At 69.1% G+C, this 14,020-nt stretch carries 11 protein-coding genes and 1 pseudogene; 5 read left to right on the forward strand and 7 right to left on the reverse strand.

The window, feature by feature from the left end; genetic code table 11:
* From Q0627_RS18985 to Q0627_RS19000, 4 genes and pseudogenes are all read right to left on the reverse strand, one after another.
* Window positions 1-245: pseudogene (locus tag Q0627_RS18985) on the reverse strand (phosphoenolpyruvate carboxykinase); the annotation flags it as partial.
* A 142-nt stretch (window positions 246-387) separates the two neighbouring features.
* On the reverse strand, window positions 388-732 hold the full coding sequence (locus Q0627_RS18990) for a DUF6802 family protein (RefSeq protein ID WP_298811941.1): 345 nt from the start codon (window positions 730-732) through the stop codon (window positions 388-390).
* Window positions 733-737: 5 nt separating this feature from the next.
* Complete coding sequence (locus Q0627_RS18995; protein ID WP_298811943.1) at window positions 738-2,237, reverse strand: hypothetical protein; 1,500 nt, start codon at window positions 2,235-2,237, stop codon at window positions 738-740.
* Entirely contained in the window at window positions 2,234-3,067 is an 834-nt protein-coding gene (locus tag Q0627_RS19000) for a hypothetical protein (RefSeq protein ID WP_291014057.1), read from the reverse strand. Before Q0627_RS19000 ends, Q0627_RS18995 begins: the two co-directional genes overlap by 4 nt.
* 299 nt (window positions 3,068-3,366) lie before the next feature.
* Between Q0627_RS19000 and trmB the strand changes: the two genes are divergently transcribed.
* The 3 genes from trmB to Q0627_RS19015 all read left to right on the forward strand — a co-directional run bounded on the left by trmB (window position 3,367) and on the right by Q0627_RS19015 (window position 8,588).
* Window positions 3,367-4,107 carry a tRNA (guanosine(46)-N7)-methyltransferase TrmB gene (gene trmB, locus Q0627_RS19005; RefSeq protein ID WP_291014061.1) on the forward strand — a complete coding sequence of 247 codons (741 nt, stop codon included), beginning with the start codon at window positions 3,367-3,369 and terminating at the stop codon, window positions 4,105-4,107.
* Window positions 4,108-4,248: 141 nt separating this feature from the next.
* A complete protein-coding gene (locus Q0627_RS19010) occupies window positions 4,249-4,851 on the forward strand; it encodes an NYN domain-containing protein (RefSeq protein WP_291014063.1) in 603 nt (200 codons plus the stop codon).
* A 110-nt stretch (window positions 4,852-4,961) separates the two neighbouring features.
* On the forward strand, window positions 4,962-8,588 hold the full coding sequence (locus tag Q0627_RS19015; RefSeq protein ID WP_298811946.1) for an MMPL family transporter: 3,627 nt from the start codon (window positions 4,962-4,964) through the stop codon (window positions 8,586-8,588).
* 30 nt (window positions 8,589-8,618) lie between these two features.
* Here the strand turns inward: Q0627_RS19015 and Q0627_RS19020 are convergent, their stop codons facing one another.
* Window positions 8,619-9,242 carry a response regulator transcription factor gene (locus Q0627_RS19020; protein ID WP_291018634.1) on the reverse strand — a complete coding sequence of 208 codons (624 nt, stop codon included), beginning with the start codon at window positions 9,240-9,242 and terminating at the stop codon, window positions 8,619-8,621.
* 42 nt (window positions 9,243-9,284) lie between these two features.
* On the reverse strand, window positions 9,285-10,523 hold the full coding sequence (gene macS / locus Q0627_RS19025) for a MacS family sensor histidine kinase (protein ID WP_291018625.1): 1,239 nt from the start codon (window positions 10,521-10,523) through the stop codon (window positions 9,285-9,287).
* Window positions 10,524-10,642: 119 nt separating this feature from the next.
* Between macS and Q0627_RS19030 the strand changes: the two genes are divergently transcribed.
* Together Q0627_RS19030 and Q0627_RS19035 are read left to right on the forward strand one after the other, a co-directional pair.
* A complete protein-coding gene (locus tag Q0627_RS19030; protein WP_291018606.1) occupies window positions 10,643-11,806 on the forward strand; it encodes a YbhN family protein in 1,164 nt (387 codons plus the stop codon).
* Between the two features lie 20 nt (window positions 11,807-11,826).
* Window positions 11,827-12,321 carry a DUF3054 domain-containing protein gene (locus tag Q0627_RS19035; protein ID WP_291018603.1) on the forward strand — a complete coding sequence of 165 codons (495 nt, stop codon included), beginning with the start codon at window positions 11,827-11,829 and terminating at the stop codon, window positions 12,319-12,321.
* A 51-nt stretch (window positions 12,322-12,372) separates the two neighbouring features.
* Here the strand turns inward: Q0627_RS19035 and Q0627_RS19040 are convergent, their stop codons facing one another.
* Window positions 12,373-14,007 carry an NTF2-like N-terminal transpeptidase domain-containing protein gene (locus Q0627_RS19040; protein ID WP_298811948.1) on the reverse strand — a complete coding sequence of 545 codons (1,635 nt, stop codon included), beginning with the start codon at window positions 14,005-14,007 and terminating at the stop codon, window positions 12,373-12,375.
* Window positions 14,008-14,020 lie beyond the last annotated feature (13 nt).

A 14,020-nucleotide genomic window follows, 5' to 3' on the forward strand; every position in this document is an offset into this window, starting at 1 on the left:
GCGACGTCGGCGGGGTCGGAGTTGGCCAGGAACGAGTTGGGCTTGCGCTCCTCGTCGAGCTTGATGAGGGTGCCCGCCTCAACGAGTTGTGCGGTCAGCCGGTTCCACTCGTCGTCGCTGCCATCGGACCACACGACGGCGTCGGGCTGGGTGAGTTCGGCGATCTGGGCGACCCACTCGAGGAGTGCGGCGTGCTTGGTGGGGGCGCTGCTCGGATCCAGGCCCGGAATTGTGGCAGACGTCATCAGGTCTCCTCGAGAATGGTGATGGCCTCTGATAGCCGTCACCGGCGTTGCGTCGTTTGTCCAAGGGTACCGGCACCGAGCGGACGCTAGGTAGCCGCCCCCACGTGAGATTTTCCGCTTTTGTCCCGTGCCGGGCCAGGTCTCAGGCGAGGCGGCCCGAATCCGTGGACCGCCACGTTCCGCTCTCGGTGTCCAGGCGCTGCGTCGAATAGGTACCGTCCGCGCCGATCTCGGTGATCAGGTCGACGCGGCCGTCGGCGTCGGAATCGGTGTACACCGCCATGCCGTCCGGGCCCGGCCGGGTCAGCGAGTCGGCGATCCCGTCGGCGTCGGTGTCGATGTCGGCGGGGCCCAGATCCCACACGTCATCGCCCTGCGACAGCCACAGATGGTCCGCCGGGCCGGCCCGGGACACGTCCGTGAACTGGTTGTCGGGGTCTGGGGTTGGGGTACATCCATCGCTGTCGCCGAACATGTCCGCCTCCATGACCATCACCTGTCCTGTTCGTCGTCGGTCCCCGGTCCGGGTCCGGGAGTGTCGGCCGCTTCGGGATCGGCGAGTACCGCCAGCCGGTCGGCGAGGGCGCGGGCGAATCGCAGCCGGGCCGGATCCGCAGCCGGACTCCGCAGTCTGCCGATCTCGGCGTCGATGGCCGCCGCCCGCCGGGCCGTGTCCCGGGCGAGTCTGTCGTAGTGGCGGGCGATATGACCGGTGACCTCAAGTTCCAGCGCCGACGACCGTGCCACGACGAGCCGCTCGCAGGTGGCGCGCAATTCGGCGAGCGCCGAAGCCGTCGCCGCTCGCAGCTGGGTCCGGGCCGCGGACGTGCGTCGCACCCCGATCACCCACAGCGCGATCGCCAGGCCGGTTACCACCGTGAGTGGGGTGAGTGCCCACGCCACAGCGGACCCGGCACCCATCGATCCACCTCCGATCGCGGACACCCCGGCGGCGATGGCACGCCCCACGCCGAATCCGGTCGACACGCCGAGCAGCGCGAACAGGGCGTCCTCGGCTCCCCTGCGCGGCCCGGCCATCGTGACGGGTGGGGTCGAAACCCCCCGCCCCGCGGGCGGCGACACTGCCCGCACCGCGGGCGGGGCGACATTCAGCCGCGGCCCGATACCGGCCAGGGATACAGCGGCGGCCTCGGTCAGCCGGGCCACCGACGCCTCGGCGAACCGGCCCGCGGCCGATGCGAGCTGGGCGTCGAGCCACTTGCGGTACGCGGGTACCTCGTGCCGCTCGACGCGATCGCACCGCGCGTCGGCCGCCGCGGTCAGGGACCGCACTGTCGCGCCGAGTTCCTCGATCACCTCGGCTCGTGCCGACGCGAACTCGATCCGGGCCGCCGCATACCGTTCGGCCCGCCCGCGATCGCGGCCCGCCACCGTCCGGCGCCGTTGTTCGCCGAGGTCTCGCAGCCGAACGGATTCGTCGGGCGGCGGGGTACCGGCAGCGTCTACCGCCGCCAGCGCAACGCCCGACTGCCGAAGCCTGTAGCGCGTCCCGGCGGGTGCCGATGTCACCGTCGTCAGCCATTCGGTCAGCGCGGCGATCCCCGTGCCGCCGGCGGTGGCGGCCACCCCGAACAGCGGCAACCGCCCTGCCGGATCGAGAACGGACCGGATCCGGCGCAGCATCATGGGCCAATCCCAATAGACGTCGATCTTGTTGCACACCACCGCCACCACACCGGCCTCCCGGCGCAGCGCGGCGAGCAGTGCCACCTCTTCCTCGCCCACCGCCGCCGACGGGTCCACAACGAGGATCGCCACCGCAGGATGCGGGTCCGCGTCTGACCCGTCCTGCCATTCCCGCAGCTCAAGGTGCGGTGCGACCTGAGTGCACGCACTGATGAGGCTCGACACTCCGGTGCCGCCGACTCCGGCGACGGTACCGGTCCGCCCCGGCGTCGCCAGCTCCGACACGTCCAGGCCGGTCACCGAACGGATCTCCGCAATCGTTTCCGTATCCAGAGTCGCGGTCACCGGGCCCGACCCAGGCCCGCGAGGAGGAGTTCAGCTGCGGTCCGCTCGTCACCGCGGGCCGCGATCCGCTCTGCGACAGCACCCAGACGACGGTCGCGGGCCGCGGCGACGGCAGGCGCACATGCGGTGATCACCCCAGCCAGCGCACCCAGTCCGCTCGCGGCGTGCAACAGTCCCGCGATCTGCGCGACGTCGGGACCGATCCGCCCGGCGGCCAGTTCTCGCGTCACCAACTCGACACCCCAGCGGTCCATGCTCCGCAGCAGGCCGATCCGCAGCTTCTCCTCATCTCCCGGGCCGATGTCTCTCACACCTGTTGGGGTGGTGAAGTGACCCGCAAGTTCCGGAACGGTCTCACCCGCGGCGGCCAGCGCCGCCAGCAGTTCCAGCTGAGGCCGGCCCGGATCGGCGACCGCCCACAGCGCCGACACCGGATGCACCGGACGGTCCAGTTCACGGGCACAGCGCGCCGCCGTCACGACGGCATCGGGTGCGAACACCGGCACCGGTCCCGGGTCGGGGACGGGTCCGTACACGTCCGCCTTGGTCAGCACCACGACGATGCGATCGACCGGCAAGGCATCGACGACCCGCCGGTCGGCCGCACGCGGCGGCCCCGACAGCACGTGACACCACAGATCCGGTCCCGACATGCCCGGCCCGGACACAGATGCGTCGACGGCCACCTCCGGCAGTACCCGCGAATCGATCGACAGGCGGCGCCGCAAGGCCCGCACCATCGTCGAACGCCCTGTCCCCGGACGTCCGGTGACCGCGACCGACACGGGCCGCCGGCTCTCGCGCACGGCATCGGCGAGCGCCGGATGCACGGCACGGTCCGGCCCGGCAGACCGGGGACGAGCCCGCCGGCGATGCTCGGCAGACACATCCTCACGCAACCAATCCCCCGAACCCAACGAATCCCCCGATCGTGTCCCCAACGGTGGTCAGACGCACACCGGCACCGCCGTTTCTGCCACTCTGGGTGTCGAATGTAGCCCGCATCCGGCGCCCCGCGGCACCCCCTCGGGCGCATCTGTGGATAACTTGGCACGATAACCGGGTGAGCGAGCAGCACCCCGAACCCCAGCCCGACCCCGACACCCCGTCGCAGACGCCTTCCGCCGAGGTGTCGTCGAGCGACGACGTCGACCGCAGCCGCCTGTTCCCGCGGGTGACGAGTTTCCGTTTCCGGCGCGGCACCCTGACGGCCGGTCAGGAACGCAACTGGGACGAACTGTGGCCGAAACTCGGCCAGGATCTGGAGATCGGCCGCAACCGCATCCCGCAGCCGCAACTGGACCTGACCGCGTTGTTCGGCCGCGATGCGCCCAAGGTCGTGGAGGTGGGCAGCGGCACCGGCGTGTCCACGGCCGCGATGGCCGCCGACGAACCCGGCGTCGACGTGATCGCCGTCGAGGTCTACAAACCGGGTCTGGCGCAGTTGCTCGGGCTGATCGACCGGGGCGGACTCACCAACGTCCGGCTGATCCGCGGCGACGCGATGGTGGTGCTCACCGAACTCATCGCACCCGGGACGCTCGACGGGGTGCGGGTGTTCTTCCCCGATCCGTGGCCGAAATCCCGCCATCACAAGCGCCGGTTCCTGCAATCGGGCACTATCGAGTTGATAGCCGACCGGCTGCGGCCCGGTGGCATCCTGCACATCGCGACCGACCACGCCGACTACGCGGTGTGGATCGCCGAGATTCTCGCGACCCAGGATCGTGACCGGCCGCACGTCATACCGCTGACCACCGAGTCCCCGCTGTCCCTGACCCGGCCGACCACCAAGTTCGAGGGCCGCGCCGAACGGGACGGACGCAGGATCAACGAGTTCGTCTACACCCGGCCGCTCCAGGACGGGTGAGACCGGCAAAGAATCAGGAACCTCGCGCACATGGCTGATCACGACTCGCCGGACCACGAAACCGCCGCATCCCACGGCCGCGCCGCCGACGGGCCACGACGTTTCGGTGACGCCATCTCCGGTCAGGTCGCGGCGCCGCGGATGCTGCTGGTCTGGGACGCACCCAACATGGACATGGGGCTCGGCGCGATTATCGGCGGCCGCCCCACCGCCGCCTACCGGCCCCGGTTCGACGCCCTGGGCCGCTGGCTGCTGCGCCGCACCGACGCCATCGCCGGCACCTCGGGCATCACGCCGGAGCCCGAGGCCACAGTGTTCACCAACATCGCCCCCGGCAGCGCCGAGGTGGTGCGGCCCTGGGTCGACGCCCTGCGCAATGTCGGTTTCGCGGTGTTCGCCAAGCCCAAACTGACCGACGACAGCGACGTCGACGCGGACATGCTCGCACACATCGAACTGCGCCGCGCCACCACCGGACTGGCCGGCGTCGTCGTCGCATCCGCCGACGGACAGGCATTTCGTGAGCCACTTCTCGCGCTCGCCGCTGAGGGGATCCCGGTCACCGTCGTCGGCTTCCGCGAACACGCGAGCTGGGCGCTGTCCTCCGAAGGCCTGGAATTCATCGATCTGGAGGATATCGACGGCGTATTCAGGGAACCGCTGCCCCGAATCGGTCTCGATTCGCTGCCCGACGAGGGCGCCTGGCTCACCCCGTTCCGGCCGCTGCGCGCCCTGTTGCGCTAGTTTCCGGGCCGCCACAACTCAGCGACAACTCAGGCGGTGCTGAAACAATCGTGCCGATAGACGTACGCTCAATGTTTTGAGACCCGATCGTCACGTGGAAGGAGCCGGGAGTGTTCGGAGCCATCGGCACCATGGTCTTCCGGCTGCGGTATGCGGTGATCGCCGTACTCATCCTGATGATGAGTGGCCTCGGCCTTTTCGGCCTCGACCTGGGCAAACACCTCAGTCAGAGCGGCTGGTTCGACCCGACGTCCGAGTCGGTCAAGGGTTCGGAGATCGCCGACACGGCATTCGGACGCGACCATAAATCCGACGTCATCGTGCTGGTCACGCCCCCGAAGGGCACCAGAGTCGACGACAAGGCGTTCGGGGCGAAGGTCGAGAAGTTCGTCAATACCCTCGTCGACGAGAATCCCGACGTCGTCGGCCGCGACGATCCGGGCATTTTCGACCCGTTCCAGCCGGTCGGTTCCACGCCCGCCGCACAAGCCGCCCAGAAAATGAAAGAGGAACAACTCTTCTCGGCGGACCGCACGCAGGCATTCATCTCCATCGGCATCAAGGGTGACAACGACACCGAAATCCTGGAGAACTTCAAGAAGGTCGAACACGAATTCACCGGCATCGCCGAACGATTCGACCTTCCCGGAACCGGATTCGAGACCGCCGGTCTGCAACCGATCGCCGGCGCGATGGCCCGTGGCATGGACGAGGACATCCACCGCGCCGAGCTCATCGCCCTCCCGCTGGTCGCCCTCATGCTGTTCTTCGTGTTCGGTGGTGCGGTGGCGGCGGTGCTGCCCGTGCTCATCGGCGGCCTGACCATCGCCGGTTCGCTGGGCATCATGAAGATCCTGGCCCTGACCACCGACCTGAACATCTTCGCCCAGTCGGTGGTCACGCTGATCGGCCTGGGCATCGCCATCGACTACGGCCTGTTCATCGTCAGCCGGTTCCGCGAGGAACTCGCCGAAGGCTATTCGACGGAGGCCGCGGTCCGCAGAACCGTGATGACCGCGGGTCAGACCGTCGTGTTCTCGGCGACGATCATCGTCGCGGCACTCGCCTGTCTGTTGATCATGCCGCAGGGCTTCCTCAAGTCGGTGGCCTACGGCGCGATCGCGTCGGTGGCGCTGGCCGCACTCCTGTCGATCACGGTGCTGCCCGCCACGCTGGCCATCCTGGGACCTCGTGTCGACGCGCTCAGCCTGCCGTTCCTGCGCCGCACCAAGACCAAGGCCGAGATCGAGGACGGTTTCTGGGGGCAGTTGGCCGGCCGGGTGATGCGGCATCCGATCGCCACCGCCGTCCCGGTGGTACTGCTCCTGCTGGTGTTGATCGTGCCGTTCGCGGGCATCAAGTTCGGCGGCATCAGCGAGTCCTATCTGCCGCCGGGCAATGAGTCCCGACAGGCGCAGGAGAGTTTCGACAAGGCGTTCCCGGCGCAGCGGACCGAGGAAATCAAGCTCGTCATCGCCTACGACGCCAACGACCAGGAACTCACCGGCAAACTGCGCTCGATCGCCGACCAGGCCAACGCGATCCCCGGTTTCACCAAGAAGTTCAACGCCGAGGGCGACAAGACCGGCCAGTACGGCGAGAACGGTCCGGCGGTCCTGGAGATGTCGGCCGGTCTAGTGGACCGCACCACCGCCGCCGAGGCCATCAAGGATCTGCGGGCCATCGACACCAAGGGTCTGCAGATGTGGGTGGCCGGAACGCCCACCCTCACCCAGGACTCGATGGATGCGCTGATGAGCAGGCTGCCGCTGATGACGGTGCTGCTGGTGCTGATCACCGGCCTGCTGATGTTCCTGGCGTTCGGATCGCTGATCCTGCCGATCAAGGCGGCGCTGATGACCGCGCTCGGTCTGGGCGCCACCCTCGGCATCCTCACGTGGATCTTCGTCGACGGCCACGGCTCCGACATCGCGAACTTCACCCCGGGACCGATGTTCGCGGCGGTGCTCGTGCTGATCATCGCGATCATTTTCGGCCTGTCCACCGACTACGAGATATTCCTGCTCTCCCGCATGGTCGAGGCCCGGCAGAAGGGTGCCAGCACCACCGAGGCGGTCCGGGTGGGCACCGCGCACACCGGCCGCATCATCACCGCGGCCGCCGCGATCCTGGTGGTCGTGACCGGTGCGTTCGGGCTGTCGGAGATCGTGATGATGAAGTACATCGCGTTCGGCATGATCGCCGCGCTCATCCTCGACGCGACCGTGATCCGCATGCTGCTGGTACCGGCGACGATGAAGCTGCTCGGCGACGACTGTTGGTGGGCTCCGCGCTGGATGCAGACGGTGCAGCGCAAGATCGGGCTGGGCGAGACGATCCTCGACGACGAACCCGACCAGTTGCGCGACGGCGCACCCGGTGCCCGCGTCATGCGCAGCGCCGGTCTCGTCGTCGCCGAGGCGCCGACATCGGTGCTGCGGTCGGCCCGCGCCGCCGGTGTCGCACGGCCCACGTCGTCGCAGGTCCGGCGGTCGAGCCACCCCCGGCCCGGCCCGCCGACGCCGCGCCCCGGTGCTCCGGCACCCGCCAAGAGAGCTAAGCACGGTCCCCAGCCCGCTCCCGAGCAGACCCCCGAGCAGGCCTCCGCCACGTCTGCGCCCGATAAAACGACGTCTACGGCAACGACGACTGTGCCGGCAACGACGCCGCCGGAAGCGCCCACACCGACCCCGCGCGCACCGGTCCGGGCCACCGTGGCCACGGCGAAGTCCACCCGCCGACGCTCACACGAGTCCGACGCCGAGGTCACCGCCACGAGCACCCCGGCGGCCGAATCGGCGCAGGCCGAGACACCCGCAGATGAGCCCGCCCTGGCCACGGTCCGGTTCGCGCCGATACCGCAGCCGATCGGCGGCAGTGGATGGAAGACGTTCCGCACCCCCCGGCTGACCCGTGCGGGCCGCGAACGCTCCAACACCCCCGACACCGGTAGCTGGACGCTCGGTTCCAGCGGTATCCGTTCGGGGGCGTTCCCGAAGCAGAAGTCTCCCGATCCGGCCCCGCCCACCGAACCGGTCCTGCCGATCGAACCTCCGGGTGGTCCGGCCTCCGTGGATGTCCCGCAGCGCATCACCGCCGACCGTTCCCCACCTCGGCCCGGCGGTCGGCACAGCCCGGAGCCCACGACCACCGGCCCACGAACGGGGCGGCGGCGCGCGCAGCAGCGGCCACCGACCACCACGGGTGAATCCGTCCCCGCACCGACGCCGGCAGAGCCGGTTGCCGGTCAGCCTCCCGCACATCGCCGGCAGCAGCCGCGCCCCGATCAGCCGGTCCGCCCCGAACAGCCGGTCCGCCCCGAACAGCCGGTCCGCCCCGAACAGCCGGTCCGCCCCGATCAGCCGGCCCGGGCCGAGCGTCGGGCCCGTCCCGCGCAGTCGGCCCTGACCCGGCGACCCGACCTCGGGACGCCGGGCACCGAGGGGCCGCTCGCCGCGTCGTTGCAGCCCGAATCCGGGCGCAGGTCATCGGTCAAACGGGCGGTGTCGTCACGACGGGACGGTTCTCCGCTGCTCGATCGCGGGTTGTCGCCGGAGAACCGCGACCGCGACGCGGCGATCACCCCACCCGCACCCGAGCGCGGCAACCCCGACAAGGGCGGTAATCCCGATGAGGGCAATAGCACGGACAAGAGCAACGATCGGCACGCAAGCCGGGACACCGGCAGCCAGATCAGCGTCCAGGATCTGCTCCGGCGGAGCCGGAACGAACAGTAAGCGCGGAGCCGGAACGAACAGTAGGCGCCCTCAGTCGAGGCCGTGCTCGATCGCGTATCGCGTCAGCTCGACCCGGTTACCGAGCTGCAGCTTGCGCAGCGAGGCCTGCACATGGTTTTCCACCGTCCGGTGGCTGACCCCCAGGCGCGTGGCTATCTGCTTGGCACTCAGACCTTTGGCCACATGCCGCAGCACCTCGGTCTCGCGTTCGGTGAGCGCGGGTTTGGCCGGGGATTCCGGTTCCCGTGACATCCGCCGGTACTCGCCCAGCACCAGCCCGGCCAGTCCCGGGGTGAACACCGCCTGCCCGGCGCCGGTCGCCCGTACCGCCTCGACAAGTTCGGCCTTCGACGCCGACTTCACCAGATATCCGCTGGCCCCGGCCTTGACGGCGTCGAGTACGTCCTCGCGTTCGTCGGACGCCGACAGCACGAGGACCCGCGTGCGAGGTGACACCGTGAGCACCGCGGCCGTGGCCTGCACACCGCTGCCGTCGGGCAACTGCATATCCATCAGCACCACGTCGGGGAGCACCGCCTTGGCCCGCCGGGCACAGGCGGCCACGCCGTCGGCCGTCGCCACCACCTCGAACCCCTCGTCCGCCAGGTCACGGGCGACCCCGTCCCGCCACATCGGGTGATCGTCGACGACCATCACCCGTAGCTTCGGCTGCTCAGCGCTCACCACACATACCCCTCACCGTTCACGTGTCTTCCCTGCGGTTTCCCGGTCCGGGATCCCACGGCCGACGGTCCATTCCCATTCTGTGCCCTCCCCGGGAGCCGATTCCAGCGTCGCCCGCCCGCCGAGTGCCTCGATCCTGCCGACGATCGACTTGGACACCCCCATCCGGCCGTCCCGCCGGGCTTGTTCGAGGCGGCCGGGGGCGATGCCGACACCGTCGTCGCGGACGCTGACGACAACCTCGTCGCCGAGGTCCTCGAGCAGCACGTACGACCGCGCGCCCGGTCCGGCGTGCGTACGGGTGTTGGCGATCGCGTTGGCCAGCGCCGCCCGCAGTTCACCGGCCACCGCGCGGCCGACGGGTACCGGTGTGCCGGGGGCGCTCACCGACACGTCGTCGGCGGCCAGCCCGCGCAACGCCGCGGCCAGGTCGACGGTGCCGGAGTCCTCATCGTCGGCGGCGGGCGTCATGTCGGAACCACCCCCGCCGGCTTCGTTCATGTCGGCGTCGTCGATGTCGCTCATGTCGGCGAGCATCTTGCGCAGCGCACGTTCCTGCTCGCCGGCCATCTCGGCCAGCCGTGTGCTCGGTCCACCGATCTCCCGGCCGTGTTTGGCGATGTAGGCCAGCGTCTGTAGCACCCCGTCGTGGACGTGGCGCGCGAGCCGTTCGCGTTCCTCGGCCGCGGCGGCGCGGCGTTCGGCCTCGGTGAGCGTCTCGTGCAGTCGGCGGGCGGTCGCACCGGCGATCCCGACGGCCAGCCCGGCCGCGACCATGACGATGACCGTCGCGTTGCGGCCCAGGTTGGGGTCGAAGGTTCCTTTGACGATGGTGCTCGACGCGCCGATCACCAATGCGGTCTCGATCCCCGACCACGGGCCCCACAGCAGGGCCGCGGAGATCATCGAGTTGGTGGCCCACAGCGTCGTCGGCCAGGTCTGGTTGCCGAGCGCCCACTGGTCGTCGGCCACCCACATCGTCGAGAGCATCAGGGCGACGACGACGGTGATCTCGCCGGCCACCCAGTACCTGTTGCGGGCGAATCCCCGGTAATAGCCGACGCCGCAGGCCACGGTGGTCGCGGTCAAGACCACGAACAGTGCCCAGGCGATGCCCGATCGCAGCAGATCGCTGTTGATCGCGATGTGAAATCCCAGCGCATAGCAGTAGCTGACCATCCGGAACAGCTGCGCACCCCGCCACAGCGGGCCCACCGGGTCGGCGTCGACGATGCCGGGGAACACCTCGATCCGCCGGGTCGGTACCGGTGTTCCCCGACTGTGCCGCACCCCGCCGGCCGCCTCCGATTGTGGCCCACGCAACCCCTCATTCACGATCGCATGACCAGGGGCTCGCTAGGGTATGCACCATGCCTTCGGACGGATCGACCTCATCCGGCTCGCCGGCCCGGCGTCGCTGGCGGTGGGTGCGGTGGGTTGTGCTGGTACTCATCGCGGTGACCCTCATCGTCGAAGCGGTTCTGATCTGGCCGAAACTGAAGGACGCGTGGGCGAGCATCGGCGAACTCAACTGGGCGTGGGTGCTGGCGTGCGTCGTCGCGGCGATGCTGTCCATGGACAGTTTCGCACAGGTCCAGCGGACCCTGTTCCGGTCGGCGGGGGTCCGGGTTTCGCAGTTCAAGTCGCTGTCGGTGATTCTGGCCGCCAATTCGGTGAGCCAGACGATGCCGGGCGGGCAGGTCCTCGCACCGGCATTCACCTACCGGCAGACCCGCAAGTGGGGTGCCACACCGGTCGTCGCGTCGTGGCAGGTGGTGATGTCCGGGTTGCTGGCCGGGGTGGGCCTGGCAGTGCTCGGGTTCGGCGGTGCGATGCTCGCGGGCGCCAAGACGAGCCCGTTCTCGGTGCTGTTCTCGGTACTCGGCTTCGTCGCGGTGGCTGCGTTGCTGCAGTACTTCGCCACCCACCCCGAGTCATTGCGGTCGGCCGGCATCAAGGTGCTCGAATGGGTCAATCAGTTCCGCAACAAGCCGCTCGATCACGGTGTCGAGAAGCTGCTCGAAACGCTGGAGCAGTTGCGTGCCGTTCAGTTGAACCGGCGCGACACGGCAGTGGCGTTCGGGTGGAGCTTCTTCAACTGGGTCACCGACGTCGCGTGTCTGATGTTCGCCTGCTGGGCGGTCGGCTCGCATCCGAGCTATTCGGGCCTGATGGTGGCGTATGCGGCATCGAAGGCGGTGGGTACCGCGATCCCGCTGCTGCCCGGCGGGATCGGTGTGGTCGACGCGATGCTGGTACCGGCGCTGACCAGCGCCGGTATGCCGGTGGAGAAGGCGCTGACCGCGGTGCTGGTGTACCGGCTGATCAGCTATGTGTTCGTGGCGGTGGTCGGCTGGGTGATCATCTATTTCATGTTCCGGTCGTCGATCCGGTCCGAAGGTGACCTCGGCGACGACATCAACGCCGACGACATCAACACCGACCAGATCGAGCCCCGCGACATCAGACCCGGCGACATCAAGTCCGGCGACGTCAGACCCGGGGAACGACCGGACGAGGACGAGCTTCGCTGACCGGCGCTACCGTACAGGCCATGAACACTGATTCCGGGTCGTCTTCTGCCGGGTTCCTGCCCATCGGATCCCCGTCGTCTATCGGATCCCCGTCCGATCCGGGTGGCAGGCGAGCGGCCGCGTTCCCCGTATGGCTGACGGCGCTGCTGGATCTGATCGCGATCACCGTTTTCGTGATCATCGGCCGCGCCGATCACGACCACGGGCTGAGCCCGGCCGGCATTCTGGACACGCTATGGCCGTTCGCCGTGGGCGCGGCCGTCGGGTGGACCGTCATCTATCTCTACGCGGCCGTCGAGTCGGCCGGCGAGTTCGGCCGGGTGTTCCGGCCGGAACGTCTGCGGCCCGCGATCACGGTGTGGGTGTGTACGGTGGCCATCGGCATGTTGCTGCGCTGGGTCGTGCACCAGGGGGTCGCGGTCAGCTTCGTGATCGTCGCGAGCATCGCGACCGCGCTGTTCCTTCTCGGCTGGCGTGCGGTTGCCGCGCTCGTCCTGCGCCGTACGGCCGGTTGATCAGAAGATCAACCACCAGATCGCGAAGTACCACCTGAGCCGGAAGTACTACTACTTGATCCGGAAGTACTTCTGGGCCACCTGCAACGCCGCGGTCCCCGACTTCTCGCCTTCGGTGTAGATCACGACGACCTTGCCGTCCTGCAACCCGAGGAACCAGCCCGGCCCCTGCGGACCGTTGGTTCCGACGAGCGCTTTGAGTCCCGGGGCATTGGTCAGGTCGCTGGCGTCGCCGGTCACCACCGTCTTGGTCATCGCGTCGAAGACAGGTCCGGTGACGGCGGACCCGATCTCTCCCAACTCGCCATCGGCCACCTTGGTTGGTATGCCCTTGATGACGTAGGGAGCGACGGGCGGCGCACCTTCGCGACTGCGCGCCAGGGCGACACCGAAGGCACCCATATTCATCATCGACACCGCGGCGGTGTCGGTCTTGTAGTCGATGGTGGTCACCGTCGGCCGGGCACCGACGAGCGCGCTGGCACCGGGCACGGTGAAACGCACCCCGAGTCCGCTGCGATCGAGGAGCCGTCCGCGTGACTGCCCGTCCGAGCCCGCCGCGGCGTCGATCGCCTCCCATACGGGATCGAGCGTCTTGCCGACCGGATAGAGGTTGTCGACGTTGATTCCGCGGGCTGCGGCGTACGAATTCTGTGCCAGCCCCAGGACACCGCCGGTCGACCCGTCGAGGACGAGCATCGTGGCGGGCTGGCCCACGTCGACGACCGCGTCGCCGAGGGACAGCTGCACGCCCTGGTCGACCGTGGTGTTGACATCGGGTCCGGGCGGTCCCTGCTCGCCGCTGAGCGCACGCGGCCGCGCCCCGGGCGCGGTCAGCTGCACCTGCCAGCCGGCGGTGGCGTCGCGGATGGCCTGCCAGTAGTTGGTGAGCCCCACCTCCAGCGGCGACGACAGCCGGCGATCGGCCATCACGAGCTTGCCGTAGGGGCGCGTGGACACGCCGGCGACCTTGTTGGGGTCGCCGGCGAGTACCAGCATGTCTGAGTCGCGCAGGGTGACCGCGACGATCGGCTTGCCGGGCGCGTCGGCGATCTTGCCCTCGATGACCTTCGCGGTGATCAGCGGTGCGATCGGTTCGAGGACCCGCGCGAGCGATACCGCGGCCGCCGGCACATCGGCTGTCTTGGCCGGGTCGAGGACAATGTCATTGACGCCCTGTTCGAGCATGAAGACCTTGCCGTCGCGGCTGCGCACCTTGGGCGAGGGGGTGGCCTCGGTGCGGATCAGGCGCAATGCCCCGCCTCTGGGCATGCCCGTATAGATCAGGTCCGGTGCCCGGGTGACCCGCCAGCCGCTGGAAAGGTGCCGGGCCGCCCCGGTGGTCTCGGTGGTGAAGGCACGCTTGCCCTGCCACTTCCAGGTGGTCTTGAGGGAGAACGATGCGGTGCCGTCGCTGAACTGGACGGGGCGGTCGACCTTGACATCGATGTCGTCGGCCTTCATCGACGTGATCGTCGCGGTGAGTGCTTCGCCGGCCTGTGCGGGCGCGGTGGTGTACTTGGCCGCCCTGGCCGGGTCCTGGCGTTCGATGGCGGATGCGTAGAGCTTGGCGACGCCCGCCGCGGTTGTGTCGAGTTCGGGAGTCGAGCAACCGACCACGGCACCACCGCAGGCCACAGCGATGCACGCTGCGGCCACCGGCACGCGTTTTGCCCAGATCCTCATAGTCACAGTTTTC

The sequence above is a fragment of the uncultured Gordonia sp. genome (assembly GCF_937858515.1).
GTDB lineage: Bacteria > Actinomycetota > Actinomycetes > Mycobacteriales > Mycobacteriaceae > Gordonia.